The organism is Moraxella sp. CTOTU47616 (assembly GCF_032017465.1).
Taxonomy (GTDB): domain Bacteria; phylum Pseudomonadota; class Gammaproteobacteria; order Pseudomonadales; family Moraxellaceae; genus Faucicola; species Faucicola tetraodonis.
On sequence record NZ_DALZPU010000005.1, the window covers coordinates 38,389 to 58,430 of the forward strand.

At 42.6% G+C, this 20,042-nt stretch carries 20 protein-coding genes and 1 other RNA gene; 9 read left to right on the plus strand and 12 right to left on the minus strand.

Annotated features, from left to right (window positions below):
• Window positions 1-473: 473 nt before the first annotated feature.
• Window positions 474-695 carry a PspC domain-containing protein gene (locus tag RTS10_RS07110; protein WP_096488610.1) on the plus strand — a complete coding sequence of 74 codons (222 nt, stop codon included), beginning with the start codon at window positions 474-476 and terminating at the stop codon, window positions 693-695.
• Window positions 696-918: 223 nt separating this feature from the next.
• On the opposite strand, the gene RTS10_RS07115 is transcribed toward RTS10_RS07110, so the two are convergent.
• A complete protein-coding gene (locus tag RTS10_RS07115) occupies window positions 919-2,457 on the minus strand; it encodes a fumarate hydratase (protein WP_050324050.1) in 1,539 nt (512 codons plus the stop codon).
• 150 nt (window positions 2,458-2,607) lie between these two features.
• Window positions 2,608-3,480 carry a rhomboid family intramembrane serine protease gene (locus RTS10_RS07120; RefSeq protein WP_312522047.1) on the minus strand — a complete coding sequence of 291 codons (873 nt, stop codon included), beginning with the start codon at window positions 3,478-3,480 and terminating at the stop codon, window positions 2,608-2,610.
• 248 nt (window positions 3,481-3,728) lie between these two features.
• Here RTS10_RS07120 and RTS10_RS07125 point away from each other — a divergent pair, with 248 nt between their 5' ends.
• Window positions 3,729-4,409 carry an alpha/beta fold hydrolase gene (locus RTS10_RS07125; protein WP_312385622.1) on the plus strand — a complete coding sequence of 227 codons (681 nt, stop codon included), beginning with the start codon at window positions 3,729-3,731 and terminating at the stop codon, window positions 4,407-4,409.
• Window positions 4,410-4,576: 167 nt separating this feature from the next.
• Complete coding sequence (locus RTS10_RS07130) at window positions 4,577-5,779, plus strand: extracellular solute-binding protein (protein ID WP_312539771.1); 1,203 nt, start codon at window positions 4,577-4,579, stop codon at window positions 5,777-5,779.
• On the opposite strand, the gene RTS10_RS07135 is transcribed toward RTS10_RS07130, so the two are convergent.
• Entirely contained in the window at window positions 5,776-6,567 is a 792-nt protein-coding gene (locus tag RTS10_RS07135; RefSeq protein WP_312539772.1) for a methyltransferase domain-containing protein, read from the minus strand. The two genes, RTS10_RS07130 and RTS10_RS07135, sit on opposite strands and share 4 nt — an antisense overlap.
• Window positions 6,564-7,034: an SsrA-binding protein SmpB gene (gene smpB, locus RTS10_RS07140; protein ID WP_007115442.1), complete on the minus strand. Its 471-nt coding sequence runs from the start codon at window positions 7,032-7,034 to the stop codon at window positions 6,564-6,566. The genes RTS10_RS07135 and smpB overlap by 4 nt, the downstream gene beginning before the upstream one ends.
• A gap of 435 nt (window positions 7,035-7,469) precedes the next feature.
• Here smpB and coaD point away from each other — a divergent pair, with 435 nt between their 5' ends.
• The 5 genes from coaD (at window position 7,470) to RTS10_RS07165 (ending at window position 10,170) form a co-directional block, all read left to right on the plus strand.
• Window positions 7,470-7,994, plus strand: a complete 525-nt coding sequence (coaD, locus tag RTS10_RS07145; RefSeq protein WP_282849149.1) for a pantetheine-phosphate adenylyltransferase — start codon at window positions 7,470-7,472, stop codon at window positions 7,992-7,994.
• A gap of 43 nt (window positions 7,995-8,037) precedes the next feature.
• Window positions 8,038-8,301 (plus strand): YfhL family 4Fe-4S dicluster ferredoxin, encoded by a 264-nt coding sequence (locus RTS10_RS07150; RefSeq protein ID WP_096488615.1) that lies wholly within the window; start codon window positions 8,038-8,040, stop codon window positions 8,299-8,301.
• A 66-nt stretch (window positions 8,302-8,367) separates the two neighbouring features.
• Window positions 8,368-8,781 carry a PaaI family thioesterase gene (locus tag RTS10_RS07155; RefSeq protein WP_007115445.1) on the plus strand — a complete coding sequence of 138 codons (414 nt, stop codon included), beginning with the start codon at window positions 8,368-8,370 and terminating at the stop codon, window positions 8,779-8,781.
• A 28-nt stretch (window positions 8,782-8,809) separates the two neighbouring features.
• Window positions 8,810-9,164, plus strand: an RNA gene (gene rnpB / locus RTS10_RS07160) — RNase P RNA component class A.
• Between the two features lie 142 nt (window positions 9,165-9,306).
• Complete coding sequence (locus RTS10_RS07165; RefSeq protein WP_312539773.1) at window positions 9,307-10,170, plus strand: S1 family peptidase; 864 nt, start codon at window positions 9,307-9,309, stop codon at window positions 10,168-10,170.
• 104 nt (window positions 10,171-10,274) lie between these two features.
• Here the strand turns inward: RTS10_RS07165 and RTS10_RS07170 are convergent, their stop codons facing one another.
• The 8 genes from RTS10_RS07170 to hemB form a co-directional block, all read right to left on the minus strand.
• Complete coding sequence (locus tag RTS10_RS07170) at window positions 10,275-10,781, minus strand: BLUF domain-containing protein (RefSeq protein WP_312539774.1); 507 nt, start codon at window positions 10,779-10,781, stop codon at window positions 10,275-10,277.
• Window positions 10,782-11,113: 332 nt separating this feature from the next.
• Complete coding sequence (gene argB / locus RTS10_RS07175) at window positions 11,114-12,010, minus strand: acetylglutamate kinase (protein WP_312539775.1); 897 nt, start codon at window positions 12,008-12,010, stop codon at window positions 11,114-11,116.
• Window positions 12,011-12,071: 61 nt separating this feature from the next.
• Window positions 12,072-13,640, minus strand: coding sequence for a phosphomannomutase/phosphoglucomutase (locus RTS10_RS07180; RefSeq protein ID WP_312539777.1), 1,569 nt, complete (start codon window positions 13,638-13,640; stop codon window positions 12,072-12,074).
• A 112-nt stretch (window positions 13,641-13,752) separates the two neighbouring features.
• Complete coding sequence (gene dut / locus RTS10_RS07185; protein ID WP_062334233.1) at window positions 13,753-14,217, minus strand: dUTP diphosphatase; 465 nt, start codon at window positions 14,215-14,217, stop codon at window positions 13,753-13,755.
• Window positions 14,218-14,398: 181 nt separating this feature from the next.
• Window positions 14,399-14,968, minus strand: a complete 570-nt coding sequence (locus tag RTS10_RS07190; RefSeq protein WP_312539779.1) for a porin family protein — start codon at window positions 14,966-14,968, stop codon at window positions 14,399-14,401.
• A gap of 399 nt (window positions 14,969-15,367) precedes the next feature.
• The gene (locus RTS10_RS07195) at window positions 15,368-17,407 is read right to left on the minus strand and encodes a UvrD-helicase domain-containing protein (RefSeq protein WP_312539780.1); all 2,040 of its coding nucleotides are present in this window, start codon (window positions 17,405-17,407) and stop codon (window positions 15,368-15,370) included.
• A gap of 206 nt (window positions 17,408-17,613) precedes the next feature.
• Window positions 17,614-17,829, minus strand: coding sequence for a hypothetical protein (locus tag RTS10_RS07200; RefSeq protein WP_312539781.1), 216 nt, complete (start codon window positions 17,827-17,829; stop codon window positions 17,614-17,616).
• A gap of 422 nt (window positions 17,830-18,251) precedes the next feature.
• On the minus strand, window positions 18,252-19,256 hold the full coding sequence (gene hemB / locus RTS10_RS07205; RefSeq protein WP_312539782.1) for a porphobilinogen synthase: 1,005 nt from the start codon (window positions 19,254-19,256) through the stop codon (window positions 18,252-18,254).
• Window positions 19,257-19,393: 137 nt separating this feature from the next.
• Here hemB and RTS10_RS07210 point away from each other — a divergent pair, with 137 nt between their 5' ends.
• Complete coding sequence (locus RTS10_RS07210; RefSeq protein WP_312539783.1) at window positions 19,394-20,002, plus strand: thioesterase family protein; 609 nt, start codon at window positions 19,394-19,396, stop codon at window positions 20,000-20,002.
• Window positions 20,003-20,042 lie beyond the last annotated feature (40 nt).

The following is a 20,042-nucleotide window of genomic DNA, read 5'->3' on the forward strand; positions in this document are numbered from 1 at the left end:
ACTTTATCATGGTTTTTTAAACTATTCTTTATCGGCTTGATTTTTTGATTACTTGGATAGATATCCCTAATAAGGATATAAAGAATAAGGATATAAAGTAACGCTATGATAATCGATTAGCCGCTACGAAGTTACAATCGTTTGTAACGCTAGTATCACAATTTGTAAGAATCAGTGCACAAACGCTACCAAACACACTATATAGCCGCAAAACTGCGCTTGTTATAATCGCTCATGATAATAATGCGGTAGAAAAAGTTACTAAAAGAAACATCATTCTACGTTTTGTCACCCAACAACCCCCTGCATTTGCTTATAATAAATCATAACCAAAACATAGCATTTTTAATCAATAATTTTAGCTGATGGCATTAAGTTTTAGCATTGAGTTTTAAAGGCATTAAATTTTAGAGATGTTAGGTTTTAACTAAGTCGTAAGTGGTTTTCTCTATTTTTAACAGGTAAAAAATTGAATGGCAAATAAACTGGTAAAACTTCATCGCTCTCAGAATCATCGTATGATTGCAGGTGTGATGGGGGGTATTGCAGAGTATTTAGGCTGGAATGTAACATTGGTGCGTTTGTTGTTTGTCATTATCTCAACCGCGAGTGTCGCAGTGCCAGGTATTTTGATATATATCGTGCTATGGATTGTCATGCCAAATGCTACCCAAAATTCCTATCGTACGGTTTGATGGGTGTATAGGTTTCTTTGTATAACTGTTAGGTAGCAAAAAGAATAGCCAAAAAAATTAAAAATATTATGAATAATAACAACTAGCTATAACAATAACTATAAACTTCTCCACTTTTCCTCCTGCCCAGATAATACATTATCTGGGTATTTTTTTAACCTAAAAAAAGCCTTAAGGAAATACTTAAGGCTTTTGTTTATATTAAAAATCTTGAAAAAATTGACTAAGGCACAAAACGTACAGGCTCGGCAATCACTTGCTGGGCGCGTTCTGCGACTTTATCAAAACGGTGGATGCTGTTACCTTGGTTGTCAACAGCAACCGTCACAGGCATATCTTCTACCTCAAACTCATAAATCGCTTCCATGCCTAGCTCTGGGAAGGCAAGTACTTTAGCGCCTTTGATAGCTTTTGATACTAGATAAGCGGCACCGCCCACTGCAATGAGATAAATTGCCCCATGTTTGGCGATGACTTCACAGGTCGCAGGGCTACGCTCGGATTTACCAATCATCCCAATCAAGCCTTGATCCAAGATTGTGTCGGTGAATTTATCCATACGCGTTGAGGTGGTGGGACCTGCAGGACCGACCACTTCATCGCCCACGGCATCAACAGGACCGACATAATAAATAAAGCGATTTTGTAAATCCACGGGTAGTGCTTCGCCTTTGGCAAGCATATCCACCATGCGTTTATGGGCGGCATCACGACCCGTTAAGATTTTACCGCTAAGTAGTAAGGTATCACCGATGTTAAACTGACCTAAGGTTTCTTTGGTTAAGTCATTAACATTGACTTTAATCACATCATCGGAGCCAAATGACACTTCTGGCCAATCTGATAGGGAAGGGACAGGCAAGGCCGCTTCACCTTGACCGTCTAGGGTAAAGTGAATATGACGAGTCGCCGCACAGTTTGGAATCATGGCAACGGCTTTACTTGCGGCATGGGTAGGAAAATCTAGTACTTTCACATCGAGTACCGTAGTCAAGCCGCCAAGACCTTGAGCGCCAACGCCAAGCTCGTTCACTTTGTCGTACATATTAAGACGTAAGCGCTCAACGCTATCAAGCTCGGCACCGCTTTGGGCTTTGGCTTGTAAATCATGGATATCGATGTGTTCCATGAGCGAGCGCTTGGCAAGCATCATGGCTTTTTCTGGCGTGCCGCCGACACCGATACCTAAAATACCAGGTGGGCACCAACCGGCCCCCATTTGAGGAACGGTTTTTAACACCCATTCTTCAATCGAATCTGAGGGGTTTAGCATCGCAAATTTTGCTTTGTTTTCTGAACCGCCACCTTTTGCGGCACAAATCACATCAACTTTGTCACCCGGTACCACGCTCATGTGCACCACCGCTGGCGTGTTGTCTTTGGTGTTTTGACGTTTACTAATTGGGTCTACTAGGATGGATGCCCGTAGTGGGTTATCTGGATTGTTGTAAGCACGGCGTACCCCTTCATTAACCATGTCTTCAACGCTCATCGCTGAGCCTTGCAAGTCCCATTGCACGTTCATACCGATATCAAGGAACACCACCGCACTACCGGTATCTTGGCAAATCGGACGATGACCCATCGCTGACATACGGCTGTTGGTGAGGATTTGCCCCATGGCGTTTTTGGCAGATTGGTTGGTTTCTTTTTGCCATGCTCCATATACAGCATCAACGAAGTCTTTTGGGTGATAATAACTGATGTATTGAAAGGCGTTGGCGATAGAATTGATAAAGTCGTCTTTCTTGATGACGGTCATTGGCTAGTCCTTTTCACTGGCTAAATAGTGGCGCTATTATAGCATTGTCATTTGCTAGATTGGCAAACAAGATTGGCAAAAGGGCGCAGGAATAAGCGTTTTAAACGGTCAACCGCTAAAATTTTTATCCCATTAAAAAATTATTAACAGTTAATGGATAATACTTGGCAATGCAAGATTGAGTAACTGCATAAAACTGATATGTAGCCAGCCATAAATCGCCATAAATCCCACTATCAACACTATATAGCTTGCGGTGATAATTTTACCCTTTAATACAACTAAAGAAGGCGGGATGAAGGGGGCAGCGCTATCAGAGATTGGTGCATCGCCAAAATGATTGGGTTGCCAAGGTGTGCTACTAGTTTGATGGGCGAATAGCTGCTGCTGGCGGATAACGCGATACTGCATGACATATACCATACCCAGCAAGCCACCTATAATTGCACCGCCCACATGACTGGCATTATCAATACCGCCCACCAAAAAACCATAGCCCAAATTAATCACCATGACTATCAATAACGAGCGAAAATTTAACGCAAAATTATTGAATGATGTTTTGGTTAGCGCTGTTACCAATAGCGCCATCCCAATGCCCATGATACCGCCTGACGCACCGGCACTAATGATTGGCGGCTCACCTGTCATCACGCTATGCAAGCCCAAAAAGTTATTGAGCAAATTGCCGCCAACACCTGATAACAAAAACAACGCTAAAAAATTGACAGCGCCAAACATCCGCTCTGCCACTTGTCCAAAATAATATAAAGCAAACATATTAAACAGCAAATGCATAAAACCAATATGCAAAAACAGGCTGGTCACCAATCGCCACGGCGCATCACCCAGTGAAAAGGGTAAAAAATTGGCACCCCAAGCAATTAACGATTGATTAGTGGGATGGGTCGGATTGACGCCAAACACTAGCTGTAATGCAAACACCCCAATACAAATTACCACCAACGCCAACGTGATAGGGTAGTGTTGTAAAGCTTGTTGGATTGGGGATTCAAATGCCATAGCGCGCCTTATATAAACCAATTTAAGTGTAAACCAATTTAAGTGTAAGCCAATTTAAGCCAAAATTTCAAAAGAAAAAAGCCTGTATAAAATCATTATCATCAATTCATAAATCCCAATTATAGTATGAAATGGTAACAATGTTTTGCAAATCCGTCTGCTCAATCTAGAAAATGATAAGCTAAGTGGGCGGCATTTTCGCCAAATTTTTAGCATCATAGATAAAAATTATAGATACAAAAGGCTTTATGATAAAACGCCAACCCAAACCGCTTGTCATCCTCATTCATGGTTTGCACATGCATGCCTGGGCGATGCGACCGCTTGCCAAAAAACTCACCAAACTTGGCTATGAGTGTCACAGGTTTGGGTATTTTAGCGTCGCGCATAATCTTGCCAACCATAGCCGCCGTTTGCACCGCTGGCTGACCAAACATGAAAAACCGAATGCGCCTATTTATTTGGTCGGGCATAGCCTTGGTGGGCTGGTCATTCGAGACTTTTTGCAGCGCTATCCACAGTGGCAGATTACGCGCTGTGTGACACTTGGAACGCCGCATAATGGTAGCATCAGTGCCAATAACATGTTCAAAATCCTCCCCAAATTCATCGGTCGCTCGTATCTACAGGGGCTAGATGGCAGTGCACCTGCACTCAACGATGGAGTACAGCTAGGTAGTATTGCGGGGGTTCGGTCGGTGGGGCTTGGCAAAGTGGTATTACCCCGTAACCGTGAGCTTGCCAAGCTTGAGCCGCATCTGCAGCCCAATGACGGCACGGTGTTTGTGCACGAAACCCAGCTTGCCGCTGCCAAAGACCATATCATCATCAATGCGTCCCATACGGGACTCCTGATAAATGATGAAGTAGCGATACAAATCCATCACTTTTTGCAACAAGGGCATTTTTTGCATACAAAAAATTGTTGAGACAAAATAGGGTTAAAAACCCGTCAATTCAAAGTTTTTTTAAGAATTACGTTGGGGCAAAATGCTATAATCATCCAAAGTTTTTTAGGCGCGCTATTGAGCGATGATGTATTTAGCCATAATCCATTTAGCGATGGTCAGGCAAAGCTGTTGAAGAAGGTTAAGCTGTGTTGAAAGCAAGTGATGGGATGGGTTGTATGATGGGTCATAAGGTGCGTACCAATGTCAATGCGCAATCATCAGCCATCAGCGCCTTGTTAATTGCCTCGGTCAGTATATCGGGTGCGACCTTAACTGCCTGTAGTCCGTCATCGACGCCGCCATCCCAAACGTCACAATCGGCTTCGACCACCGCTTCGAGCGCTAATGGCAATGATGCCAGTAATACCAATGCGACCCCAAATGCAAGTATTGCGAGTACAACTCCAGCAGTGCCCAATCAACTCACGATTTACACCTCCATTGACAAAGCGGCCCTTGAGCCGTTATTAACTAGCTATGCTAGGCAAATCAATGTGCCGATTCATATCGTGCAAGATGAGCCAATGTCAATTTTGGCACGGTTAAAAGCAGAAGGTGCCAATAGCCCTGCGGATGTGATCTTGACTGAAGATGCAGGTATTTTTAGCACTGCAGTCGAAGAGGGGCTGTTACAACCCTTTAATGCCGAAAAAGCAGTGGCACATGTCCCAGAGCGTTATCGTGATCCTGATGGCAATTGGATTGCGTTATCGAGCTACGCGCGTACCGCAGTGTATGATAGTCGTGTACTCCACACCAATGACATCTCAAGCTATGCCGATTTGTCTAAACTAAAATGGTCACAAAAACTGTGCCTAAGCCAAGGCAAATATATCCCTAATCAGTCACTGGTGGTCAATCTCATCAATAATCTGGGCGATAAACGCACCCAAGAAGTGATGCAAGGCTGGCTTGCCAATATAAGTGTCCCTGTGCTGCTGGATGACAGTGAAGTGCTAAAGGCCATAGAAAGCGGCAAATGCCAAATCGGTCTGGTCAACAGCAACCACTACGGACGCTATCTACAAGCGCACCCCGATACCCCGATTAAAATCAAATGGATCAATAAGGGCTACGGCGGCGTCAGTACCAACATCACAGGGGTTGCCATTCCCCATGCCGCCAAGCATACCGAGTTGGCGCTGGGGCTGATTGAATGGCTGGCTGCCAAAGATCAGCAATCACTGTATGCCAGTTTAAGTAACACCTTTCCAATTGACCCCAATGCCGAAGCCTCGGTCTTACTCAAGTCTTGGGGGGATATCGAAGTCAGCCCGATACCTGTGAGATTTTATGGCGAAAGACAAGCGCTGGCAGTAGATTCAATGCAGCAAGCGGGTTATTACTAATTAGCTTTGCTCACCAAAAAATGCAAATAACGCCCTAGCCATTTATATGGGTCTTGTCCGCTATAGGCGACTTCCATATCAATCACCGCTTGTGGATTGGTATGCCCACCACGCTTGAGCGGTGAGTAATCATGAAACACCCGTAACCCTGAGGTATGCAAGATTTGGTAGTGATGGTCACCAATCCAAGCAATCACCTCATCTTTTGCCACCGGGTGATTGGGCGTCAAACTGCCATTATCGGCTTTAAAATCTTTGTTATTTAGTAGATTAAAATTGCCCATCACCAAGTTACGATACACAAAGCTTGCAGGGTTATAAAAACACAGCGATAGTACCCCTTTTTCAGCGCCATCATCGACAAGCCACCGATCGAAAAAATCCATAATCAGTTTGGGCTCAGCCAACCACTCAAGCACCGCATGGCACAGAATCAAATCGTATTTGCCCGTTAATTTATCATCCAATTGCTGATAGGGGCAGGTATGCCAAGTGATATTTTGTGCTGCCTCGCCTGCATTTTGTTTGGCAATCTCAAGAATATTGGCAGAGATGTCATTGATGGTGACATCATGACCGTCTTTGGCAAGCTCGATACTGATTTGCGCCAAGCCTGCACCAACATCCAACATGCGAAGGGGTCGGGTGTGTGTCTGTTGCCATGACTTTACCCAGCCAAAAATATCATGGCGCAGCACGGCAAGGCGAATTTCACCTTTTAAGCCGCCGTATATTTTTTTTTCAAAATGCGCGCTGATGTCATCAAAATTGCGGTCTTGGTTCATCATACAAGATTTTTCAATCCGCGTTGTTTTTCGCGTTGATAATCACGCTCTTTTAAGGTGGCACGTTTATCGTGCAGTTTTTTACCTTTTGCCAAAGCAATTTCACATTTGACGCGTCCATGACTCCAGTACACTTTGAGCGCTACACAAGTATGACCTTTTTGGTTAACCATGCCAAAGAGCTTATCAATTTCGCGGCGGTGTAGTAGCAGCTTACGGGTGCGAAGGGGGTCAGCGACAATGTGAGTCGATGCCGATAACAGCGGCTGAATGTGCGCGCCAAACAAAAAGGCTTCACCATCTCTAAAAATCACATAGCTTTCGGTGATACGCATTTTACCCGCACGGATGGATTTGACTTCCCAGCCGAGTAGCTCAAGCCCCGCTTCAAAGCTTTCTTCAATAAAATATTCGTGACGCGCTTTTTTGTTGCTAGCAATCAGGCTAGGCATTTTTGGTTTTTTAGTCATTTAGGTTTCCTTACTGCAACATCGCGGACGTACCCAATGCTGCACAGCGTGTGTTAATCATCTTATTGCCATAATCTTATTACAACAATCGGGTTGCCATAAATCAGTATGACAAGCCGTTTAATATGGCGATAAATCCCAATAAATCAATTCATAGATTTTGCTTACTAAGTTTAAGTTGTTGATTATTGGGCTTTGGATTACTAAGTTTTTAATTGCTAGGTTTTTCATTATTACGCTTTACCCTAAATTTTAATTAAGCTTTGGGTAAAATGCTGCAAAGCTGTCATGATAACACGCTACACACAAATTGATAGTGAGATTTAATTGTTAATTGGCGTCAAATTTTGCTAGGATTAGCAACAAACTAGCAATCTTTGTTTTAATCATATTGTTAGCGCCAAATAGCGCATTATTTATCATAAAGAGACAGCCATGTCAGCAGCCAGCCAGCCAATTGCAACCCCTTATACTAAAATTATCTATCCGGGTACATTTGACCCGATTACCAAAGGGCACCTTGATTTGATTAAGCGCGCTTGCCGCCTGTTTGATGAGGTGATTGTCGCGGTGGCGATTGGTCATCATAAAAAACCGCTATTTACTTTAGAGGAACGGATTGGATTGGTAGAAAAAGCCTGTCATGATAAAGATTTGAGCAATATATCCGTGATTGGCTTTGATGGGTTATTGGTGGATTTGGCAAAAAATCAACAAGCCACAGGTGTACTGCGTGGATTGCGGGCGATGTCAGATTTTGAGTATGAATTTCAGCTTGCCAATCTCAATCGTGAACTAGACCCAAACTTTGAAGCGGTGTTTTTGACCCCATCGCAGCAATATTCTTTTATCTCCTCAACGCTGGTGCGCGAAATTGGCAAATTAGAGGGTGATGTGAGTAAATTTGTACCGCCGTGTGTCGAAGAGGCATTTGAACGAAAAAAACAACAGGGTTGGTAAGTCGTGGTAAAATAAACGTTTCTTAGTAAACGTTTTAAAAGCTATGGCATTAATAATCACTGATGAATGTATCAACTGCGATGTCTGCGAGCCACTTTGCCCCAACGATGCAATTTATGTGGGCGAGCTGATTTATGAAATTGACCCTGCGCTGTGTACCGAGTGTGTCGGTCATTTTGATGAGCCGCAGTGTTCGCTATTTTGTCCCGTACCTGATTGTATCCCCAAAGATCCCAACTATTTGGAGACGCCAGCGCAGTTGATGCTTAAATTTGAGCGCATCACCCAAACTAAAACCAGCCAATAAATTTTTATAACCGCTATTTTTCACCACGTCGATTTTTAACAAAGCTATTGTAGATAAGGAATGTCTATGCCCGCCAATAAAGCAGAACTGAGTGCTTTTCTGAAGCAATCTTTCCCCCAAGCCAACTGCCACATCGAATCGGTGGGTAACGGTCAAGCCATTGTATCCCATCCTATCGGTGATGATGAGTTACGACCGGGTGGCACGGTATCAGGGCCTGTGATGATGAAAGTGGCTGATGTTGCGCTATATGTGGCTATTTTGGGCGAAATTGGTATCGTCCCATTGGCAGTGACTACCAATCTTAACGTGTCTTTTCTGCGAAAACCCTCTGCACAAGCCAACCTTATCGCCAAATGCCAGCTTATCAAAGTTGGGCGCACGCTTGCAGTAGGCGATGTATTGATTTACTCAGAAGGTGATGACAGACCTGTGGCGCATGCAGTAGGTACCTATGCGCTGCCTGCTGACCGTGACTAAATAGATAAAGCCTGTTATAATGCTTGCCTTGGCAGACCAGACGAACGCTGCTTACCCCTGTTTACAGTGGGTAAGGGGAGGAAAGTCCGGGCTACACAGGGCAGAGTGCCAGCTAACGGCTGGGGGGCGTAAGCCTACGACAAGTGCAGCAGAGAGTAGACCGCCTTAGCAATAAGGTAAGGGTGAAAGGGTGGGGTAAGAGCCCACCGCATGACTGGTAACAGTTCATGGCAAGGTAAACTCCACTCGTAGCAAGACCAAATAGGTGTCCGTATGGCGTTGCCCGCGTTGGACACGGGTAGGTTGCTTGAGCGTATTGGTAACGATACGCCTAGATGAATGTTCGTCCTAGACAGAACCCGGCTTATCGGTTTGCCATATTTATCCGTTATAAATTATTGAAAATATTATATTTTATTAGCTTTAATTTGTATTTAATATCCATTTTAGCAGCCAACTAATAATAATTTTTACTTATAATTATAAATAACATCAATTACAAAACATAAATAATGGATTTTTAAAATGGATTTAACCACTTCTGAACAGATGCTCTATACTACAATTAGAATTGAATCAGCTAACTCAACTGGAGGCGTTTCAACAGGCACAGGGTTTTTCTTTGCTTTTCGCCATGATGAATCTACTCAAAGCATTATACCTGTAATAGTAACTAACAAACATGTAATTGAGGATAGTGTAAAAGGTAAATTTCTTTTTACTGCCGCAGATTCAAATGGTAATCCCATAGATGCTGAAAAAATTTATTTTGAAGTTGAAGATTTTGAAAAGAAGTGGATTAAACATAAAGATGACGAAGTGGATTTGTGCTGTTTTCCAATAGCACCGATACTTAATTTTTTAAATTCTAAAAATAAGCAAGTATTTTTTAAACCATTTACCCCTGAGTTTATTCCAAATTTAGAAGAGATGAAAGAATTTGATGCTTTAGAAGATTTAATAATGATAGGTTATCCAAATGGATTATGGGATGAGTATAATAATAAACCTATTTTAAGAAGAGGTATCACAGCAACTCACCCTAATAAAGATTATTGTGGTAAAAAGGAGTTTATGGCTGATATTGCCGCATTTCCAGGTTCAAGTGGCTCACCTGTCTTAATTTATAATAAGGGTAGCTTTTCAGATAGAAAAGGTGAACTGTTTGTTGGAACTAGAGCATACCTATTAGGAGTTTTATATGCAGGACCTCAGCATTCTGTAACTGGCGAAATTGAGGTTGTTAGTATACCTACTAGACAAGTTCCAATTTCTAGGTCAACTATTCCTAATAATTTAGGATTAATAATTAAATCTCAAAGGATTTTTGAATTAGAACAGCAATTAAAAAATGCAATGAATTCAGCTCACTTTGAAAGCAATCTATAAAAATTTATTTTTATGGTCGACACTCGTGCCTTTTTAAACCCATGAGTATCATAAAGCGTGATAGCTAACTTAATTTCCCGATTTAGTAGATTTGACATTAGCCACTAACCTTGAAACGGCAGGGTGAAATTTCGAATACGCATAAAGCGTTTACTAAACAGTGATTTGATAGGTTTTTGCGGCGTGATGTAAGTGATTCTTTGCTCTGACATGATATCAATCAGCTTGACGACTTCTTGCATACACCAACTATAGACATCAAATGATTCGATAAAAGCATGGTGTTTAAAGAGATAGGAATGCTTGGATAAATCAAAACAACCCATAAACCAGTTGTCAAATACGGCGTTTGAAATATAGCCTTGACCAATGATTTTGATATGGGTGTGGCGATTATCTTGTTTTAAAGCATGAAGTAAGTTTGCACACGCTAACTCATCGCCTTCATAATACTGAAAAAACTTACCGGCATCGTACAGCAAAAAACCAGTGATACCAGAGCGGGTATTATTTTTAATCGACTGGTTCAGAATGTGGGTAAACGTATGTTGATTTAACGCTGCAGTTAGCGTTATCTCACTACAATAAGCCATAAAGTATTTTTGCGACATCCCAATAGTCCTTGGTAAGTGATACGTGAATATCAACTTCAAATAATTGCTATTATCCACTACAGCCGCTTGCAACATTATATAAATTTGCAAATTAAAATAGTCATGATAGTCAATATTAGAAAAAATACCAACTACATTTGTGTTGTAATACTAAAATATATCCTATCGTTGGTATAAAGATTAGCGCAACTGGGCGATTATTGTTGAGAGAGGTAATATTGCTAATAAGCACAATATTTGACCAATATCGTGAGCGAAAAAAAACCGCTTGAATCAGCGGTTTATTAAACCAAAAGCAACCCAAAAACATAAGTGACGCAAAAGCTACTTCAAGGATGGCGGCTAATGAGGGTGCCAACGCCTTTATCGGTAAAGACCTCTAGCAATGTCGCATGCGGGACACGACCATCGACAATCACCGCACTTTTTACCCCGTTTTTTACTGCTTCTAGGGCATAGCTGATTTTTGGAATCATACCGCCAGAGATAGTGCCATCGGCAATCATCTCATCAACTTTGGCAGGGGTAAGTCCAGTGGCAACATTGCCTTCTTTATCAAGCACCCCTTTGATGTTGGTGAGCAAAATCAGTTTTTCCGCGAGCATGAACTCAGCGACTTTCCCCGCCACCACATCGGCATTGATATTGTAAGTATTGCCTTCATCATCCACGCCAAGCGGTGCGATGACAGGAATAAAGTTAGAGGCAATCATCAAATCAATCACATCACGATTGATGCTGACCACATCACCCACAAATCCCAAATCAATTTGTTGTTGGTTGCCTTGTTCATCCGTTTTGCTCATGGGTAATTTTTTAGCGCGAATGAGACTGGCATCTTTACCGGTTAAGCCAATAGCACGGCCACCGTGTTTGTTGATGAGATTGACGATAGATTTGTTGACGCTACCACCAAGTACCATTTCCACCACATCCATGGTAGCTTTGTCGGTCACTCGCATGCCATCAATGCGGTCAGAGCTGCGCCCCAATTCTTTAAGCAAGTTATCGACTTGTGGACCGCCGCCATGGACGACCACAGGATGAATGCCTACGGTTTTTAACATGACGATATCTCTGGCAAAAGAACTCTCTAATATCGGATCAGTCATTGCATTGCCGCCGTATTTGACTACCATCACTTTACCTTCAAAACGCTGGATGTAGGGTAGTGCTTCGGTCAACACGTCAGCGGTATGCATGGCTTGCTCAAGATCTAATGCCATTTCAAATCCTTATATAATTTTGCTAGAGACGTTTTTTAAAATGCGATTTTACAAGCGGTGTTTATACAGGCTGAATTTGTGCGACTTGTTCGGCAAGGTTTTCATCAATCGTACGACATAAGTCAACAAAAATAGATTGAATATGCCGCAGCTCGGCGACGTCATTGGCAGAAAAACGCACGGTCAAAAAACTGCCCGTATTTGACTTGCGTAAAATACCAAATCCCTCCGCAAAATCCAAGCGTAACCCATCAATCGTATTGACATTTTTGACCGCAAATGAAGATTTTAACCGTTTAAACGGCTTTTTACCCAGTGCCGTGATACGAGCAATCACGGTTTGACCATAATGGTTATCCGCGATAGGTAGGTACATATCCGCCGTACTAATGCAAGTGGGCAAACTCGCTAAGATATCGTTAAGGCTGATAGGCTGATGGCTTAGCCAATTGAGCAAGCGGGCAGCCGCGTACATGGCGTCGTCATGTAGCACAAAATAGCCATCGTTAAAAATAAAATGCCCTGATAACTCACCTGCAAAAATCGCGTTGTCTGATTTGTTTTGTAGCGACTTTCGCATCAAGCTACTGCCAGTTTTGGTCATTATCGGGGCGGCGCCATGCGAAGCGATGAGATTGGGTACGTGATGCGAGCATTTGACATCAAAAATGACTTTTTTATCAGTTGATGTATACGTACTGGGCAATTCTTCAATGGCAATGCGAGAGAGTAGGTAAAGCAAATTGTCAGGGCTAATCATCTGACCCTGTGCATCAATTACCATCACCCGATCGCCATCGCCATCAAAAGCCAAGCCAATATCTGAGCCTGTAGCTTTGACTGTGTGAGCTAATTGTGTCAAGCGATTGGACTGCGTTGGGTCTGGGTTACCTTGGGGGAAATTGCCATCAGGAGAAGCATTTAGCATGATGCAACAATAGCCAAGCTGGCTAAATAGAGCCTCTGCAAAATCACTGGTCGCACCATGCATACAGTCGATGACAATTTGCTGTGGGGCATGAAAATAGGTAGTTTGAGTGCGCTTAGCTTGATTGATGTGAGTAAAAGCCTGCTGGATAGCTTGGATATAAGCTGCAAAAAAATCTTTGGGCGTTGAATAAGTAGTTTGCCTGATGGCATCAATAAGCCTGTCATCAGGCACGATGGCTTTGTAGCCAATTAAAGCCTCATAAAGCTGCTGCACATCATCACCGCTTGGCGACTCATGATTGATAAGCCATTTAATGCCATTGATATGTTTTTGCGAATGACTGGCGGTGACCATCAGCCCATTACCCGAAAATTGCTGAGCCATAAACGCCATCATCGGTGTGGTTGTCAATCCCAACCACTGAACCACTAAACCGGCTTGCTGGCAAGCATAGGCGATATATTTGGCAATTTCTTGGCTTTGGTGGCGAGCATCATAACCGATGATAACCGTCGGTTTGGGCGCCGCTAACGTTGGCGTTGTTGCCGCGGTTTGGTGAGCATATAAAAAAAGCTCGGCAAACGCCCTTGCCAATGACCAGACAAAATCATCAGTAAATAAGGTGACATCACCACGAATATCGTAAGCTTTAAAAAGGGATTTTTGCGGAAAAAAAGGATGAATAAACAGAGTATTCATAAAAAAAACATCTAACTGATTTTATACTACCAAAATCATAGCATTGAAATTTGGCAAAATAATTAAATACTCTGTTATAAATTGTTAAAAAAAAATGAGAAAACGGTAACAATTAATGGGTTCCCGTTGAGCCAAAGCCGCCTTCACCGCGTACACTGATATCAGAAAACTCCGCTACAATCTCAAAAGTCGGACGCGCAATCGGCACGACCAAGTACTGCGCCATTTTCTCGCTAGGTTGTAACACATAATCGGTTTGACTACGGTTCCAGATAGAGACCATTAATTCGCCTTGGTAATCCGCATCAATCACACCCGTCAGATTACCCAGTACAATGCCATGCTTATGTCCCAGCCCTGAGCGCGGCATGATAAAACCGACATAATCCGGGTCTTGGATGTAGATGGCGAGTCCTGTACCAATCAACTGGCTTTCACCAGCTTTTATGGTGATAGGCTCATCGATACAAGCGCGCAAATCTATACCCGCCGAGCCGTCTGTCGCCCGATGAGGTAGGGGAAATTTATCATCATTACCAATTTTAGGGCTTAAAATCTTGACTTGTACTTGCTTCATGCTTACCAACTTATCTTGAATTTATAAAAAATTGTAAAAAACTACTATATTATAAACCTAAATGACACGATACTGAGCGAATACCAAAGTAAGTTTTTTTGACCAAAAAAAGAAACCAAAAAAAAGAGCAGCCATAAGCTACTCTTTTGTATTGATATCAAGTGTTCATCTATGAATTCAATTAGAATTTATAGTGAGCACCGACAGTGACTAAGTCTGAGTCAACTGAAACATTGTTTGTTACGTCAACTGAAGGCAGACGCGTATATTCAGCTTCTACAGATGCATTTGGCGAAAGGTTATAACCGAAACCGACACCACCTGCAAGACCCGACTTGTCATATTTATCATCACCAAAATCAACTTGGGTTTGCGCAATACCTAGTTTACCTTTAGCATAAACATTCGATGCTGGAAATTGATATTTATAAGTACCATATAAACCCGTCGTGTTAGTGCTAATTTCACCTACTTTCGTACCGCGATATTTTAGATCTTCTTTTGAAGAGTCTACATATTCAACTTCTGCACCAAAGTTAGGGGTAAAATTATAACCTGCATACACACCATAAGCCGTTTGGTTGTCAGCATCAAAACGGTCAGCATCAGTATTAAATTGACCCGCTTTTACACCGACATAGGGTTGACCTGCGTAACCCACAGTATTGGTTTGATAAAGGGCAGCGTTTGCACCTGCAGTCACAACTGTACCTGCAATTAAGGCTAAAAGGGTTTTATTTAAAGTTTTCATCGTCTTCTCCTTTAGAAGTTTTTTGAAAATCATCACAACAAGCCATGTAAAATTATTAGTTAAGTTAATTTGAATCTGTGGAATTCAAATATTGCCCTGCTTGTTTTGTTAAAGCCATCATAGCAAAATAAATTTAGATTACTGTCTGTGTTTAACAGGTCGGACGTTAAGTTATGAAATGAAATTTGCCAAAAAGGTAACTAAGCTACCTATTTGAAATTTTTTGTTACATCTCCTATCAAACACCTGTTTTCTAAGAAATATTTAGTTACATTTACTTGGGTGATTGGATTAAATATTTGTCATACAGGCTGTTTTGCAATAAAAAAAGGGCTTAAAGTTACCTTTTTTGCCCTTTTTTTACGCCTTTTCTGCTATGCCGTTTTTTTTATCAATTAATTATTTGGCAGCTTTGCTTTTGAGTAACGCCTGAATATTGGCCAAATAATCCTCTGCGGTTTTCTTGGGTTGATGCGCTGCCGCTGATTTTTTCATGCCAGGGGCATCGATATGTTCTGTCGGCAACTCGTCGATAAATCGGCTAGGGGTGGTGGTTTTCATTTGCCCGCCTGCACGGCGCTGTGCAGCCATCGTCATGGTCAGCTCTTTACGGGCACGGGTAATCCCCACGTACATCAAACGTCGTTCTTCCTCGATGGATTCAGCAATAATGGAGTTTTTATGCGGTAATAACTCTTCTTCAAGTCCCATGATATAGACATAATCAAACTCAAGCCCTTTAGCGGCGTGTAGCGTCATCAGATTGACTTTATTGGTATTTTCCTCTTCTTGCTGCTGCTCTAGCATATCAAGTAATACAAGCTTACGAATCACCGCGTCAATGGTGCGATCATTGTCATCATCGGCGCGGTTAATCAAGTTTTGGATACTGGCGTATAGGGTTTCGATATTATCAATACGAATTTTTTCTTGCTGCGGGGTTTTTGCTTCGCTTCGTACCAAATCGATATAGCCAGTTTCATCAATCATTTGCTTGACCAGCGGCACAGGGTCGGGATGCTGGTATAGCTCTTGGGTATAACGCTCAATAAAATCAGCAAATTCTTTAAGCTCGCCACTGGCTTTTTTGGGTAATACATGCGTCAGTCCACTATGACCACTTGCCATCAAGAGCGAGACTTGGTGTTCTTGGGCAAATAATCCGAGCTTTTCAAGGCTGGCAGGTCCAAGCCCACGTTTTGGGGTATTGATAATGCGTAAAAAGGCACTGTCATCTTCAGGATTTAGAATCAAGCGCAAATAGCTCATGATGTCTTTGATTTCACTACGGGCAAAGAACGACGTGCCGCCTGATAACTTATAAGGAATTTGCAGCTGACGTAGCTGAGCTTCCAACATACGCGCCTGAAAGTTACTACGATACAGTACCGCATAATCTTGCCATTCATTGGCGTTGCGAAGTTTGTGGGTGATGATTTCTTTGGCAACGCGCTCTGCTTCATCATCATCGTTACGGCAATTAATGATGCGAATCAGCTCGCCATGCCCTTTATCTGACCATAATTTTTTTTCAAATAAATGCTCATTATTGGTAATCACTGAGTTGGCAGCGTGCAAAATACGCGACGTAGAGCGATAGTTTTGCTCAAGTTTAACCACTTTTAATTTGGGAAAATCCTCTTGCAGCAGTGCCATGTTTTCAGGTTTTGCCCCACGCCACGCATAGATGGATTGGTCATCATCACCCACCACCGTAAAACGCGGCTGCACGCCAACGAGCAGTTTAATCAATTCATATTGCGCGGTATTGGTGTCTTGATATTCATCTACTAATAGATAGCGTATGCGATTTTGCCATTTGTCACGTACTTGGGTATTTTCTTGCAACAGCCGTGTCGGCATAACAATTAAGTCATCAAAATCCACCGCATTGTAGGCACGTAGGTTACGCTCGTAGAGTTGATACAGCGTTGCAAATAGCATATCTTCAGGGTCAGTCAACGTATCCGCTGCCTTTTCAGGGGGGATGAGATCGTTTTTCCAATCGGATATCATTTTGATAGCTTTACCAACCAATTCGCGGCTCTCAGCACCGCTCATGTTGTCTCGCACCATCAAATCCATCAACAGCCGCTTGCTATCTTCGGCATCCATGATGGAAAAATTGCCTTTAAGCGGCGTATGCAATAACTCGTAACGTAAAAACTGCAAGCCAAATTGGTGAAAAGTCGAGACAGTTAAGCCTTTGGTTTTGTCACTCGGTAATAATTTTTGCACACGGGCTTTCATCTCGCGAGCCGCTTTGTTGGTAAAGGTGACCGCGGTGATACGCCCGGCTGGCATTTGACATTCTTCAATCAGATAAGCGATTTTACGGGTAATCACCGATGTCTTACCCGAACCTGCACCTGCCAGTACCAGCAAGGGTCCAGAGACATATTGCATGGCTTCTTGTTGGCGAGGGTTTAATTGGCTCATAGTCGCTTCCACCGTTAATAAAAGTTGCTCAGTAAAAAATGGACAATCGACTATTATAGTCTAAAGCGCAAAAGATGAGGACATAGTTGGCGGTAAAATTTTGAGAAATAATCCGTGCAAAAATAGCTAAGCCAGTGGTTGTCAATGAGTGGCATAAAAAAAGATGCGGCATCGCATCTTCTATTGATTGAACTAATAACAATATATTAATTATGAGTAGACAATACCACCTGTTGGCTCGGCTGATTTAAGGTACTGACAACCGCATCAGTCGGACTTATCGCTGGCTGAGTATCCGTTGTCAAATCAGCGGAAAGTTTAAAGCTGAGTGCCAAAAATGACATCATAGCCACTGCCATCATGGCGTTTTTGATTGGGCTATTAGCAATCGAACTATTAGCAATTGGTTCATTACTCATCATCTTATCCTCGATTAATCAGCTAGCAGATACCACGCTCGTCTTTTATTTGTTATTAACCGCATTATCTGCTTATTTTTTTCAAAAATATAATGCCAAAAAGTAATCAATTATTTATTGCAAAACGCTAAAAATGGCTCGTCCAAAATTAGTAAGCTTAGTCAATAGGGGTAAATAAGAGTGTGTATTTTTGCTTTAGCTTATTGTGCATGAGATTGAGGGATAAACTAAGTTTCTATTTAGTAAATAAATGGGTAAAAAAATAATTAAAGTTAACAGATTTGTTATTCTCTATGACATTAAGTAATTTTTTATAGGGCTCGTTATAGCGCTCGATGCTTTTAAGTTAATAAATGTAACATCAAAAAAGGCGACACGGATTGATAAGCCAGTGTCACCTTTAGTTTTACTCAAATTTTAAGATATTATTGATTGAGCTTTTGGGCAGCTGTCATTGCAAAATAAGTTAAGATGCCGTCGGCACCTGCACGGCGAAACCCTAACAGTGATTCTAAAATAACGTCCTTGCTTAACCAGCCGTTTTGTATCGCCGCCATGTGCATGGCATATTCACCTGATACTTGATACGCATAAGTCGGCACGCCAAACGTGTCTTTGACTTCGCGTACCAAATCAAGGTAGGGCTGACCTGGCTTCACCATTACCATGTCCGCGCCTTCTTGGATGTCGAGGGCGACTTCATGCAGTGCTTCAGCGCGATTACCAAAATCCATTTGGTATTGTTTTTTGTGTCCGCCTTTAAGGTTGCCTGCGCTGCCGACGGCATCACGAAACGGTCCATAATACGCAGACGCGTATTTGGCAGAATACGCCATGATGGCGGTATTAATAAAATTTTCTCCATCCAATGCTTGGCGTAGCGCGGCAATACGACCATCCATCATATCGCTTGGTGAGATGATGTCTGCGCCTGCACGGGCGTGGCTCAGGGCTTGTTTGGCGAGGATGTCAACGGTGATGTCATTGAGCACGTAGCCATTGTCATCGACAATACCGTCTTGACCATGGGTGGTATAGGGGTCGAGCGCCACATCGGTCATCACTACCATCTCAGGTAGGGCGTCTTTAATTGCTTTGATAGCAGTGCAGGCAAGACCGTTCTCATCATAGGCGTGTTCAGCCTGTAGCGATTTGAGGCTTGGGCTAATGACAGGGAATAAATCAATGGTGGTGACGCCTAGACTGAGTAGTTGCTTAGCATACTCAATTAGCAAGTCTACGCTCAAACGCTCAACGCCTGGCATGCTTGCCACAGCTTGGCGCTGCTGTTTACCCTCAATGACAAACACGGGCGCAATCAGATGCTTGGGTTCAATGCTGGTTTCTTGCACCATGGCGCGGACATTATCGTTGTAACGTAGGCGACGTAAGCGAGTATTGGGGAATGAACGATTAAAAATATAACTCATAAAAACCTCTTATTATCGAGTGACACTTATTATCAAGTAACGCAGAAATTGTATAAGGATAAATAAGCAAAATTTGCTAGAATGATCATTTTTTAAAAAGCTATCTTAACACAATCTACTTACGCATGGAGGGCGCCGTGAGTTTAAACCCTGTAAATGCCAATCAATTAGCCGCTCAGTCATCGACTGATAGCACTAACATGGCTGACACGATGTCTAAAGAAAATGACGAGCATTCTGATTTGGCAAACGAGTCGCAATTGCAGCTCAATGAAGACAGTGAGCATCACGCCATCAGCAAACCTAGTATTGATGTGCTAGGGCAGCAGCTCGCCAACATCATGTCCCAAAGCCCATTTGTGGCGCATACCTTTACTACCTATCATTATGAAGATGGCAAAGTATATGGTAAGGTCAAGTCCAATCCCGCCCTCATCGGCAATCCAAATTTTGAGATTTTGCATGGCGGTATGACGGCGACGCTATTAGATACCATAGGCGGGCTTGAAGGCATGCTTGAAATCTATCGTCGTGACCAAGGCACATTTGAAGAGCAGACCAAAAAAATCAAACGCATGGCAACCGTCGATTTGCGTGTTGATTATCTAGCCCCTGGGCGCGGCTATGAGTTTATGGTTACAGCCGAAGTGATTCGTATGGGACGAAAAGGCTGTACCACGCGGATGATGTTGGTCAATGATGAAGGAAAGCTCATCGCGCATGGCATCGCCAGTTATGCATTTTAAAACAGCCATTTATAGTAAAAAACCCATAAAAAACCCACAG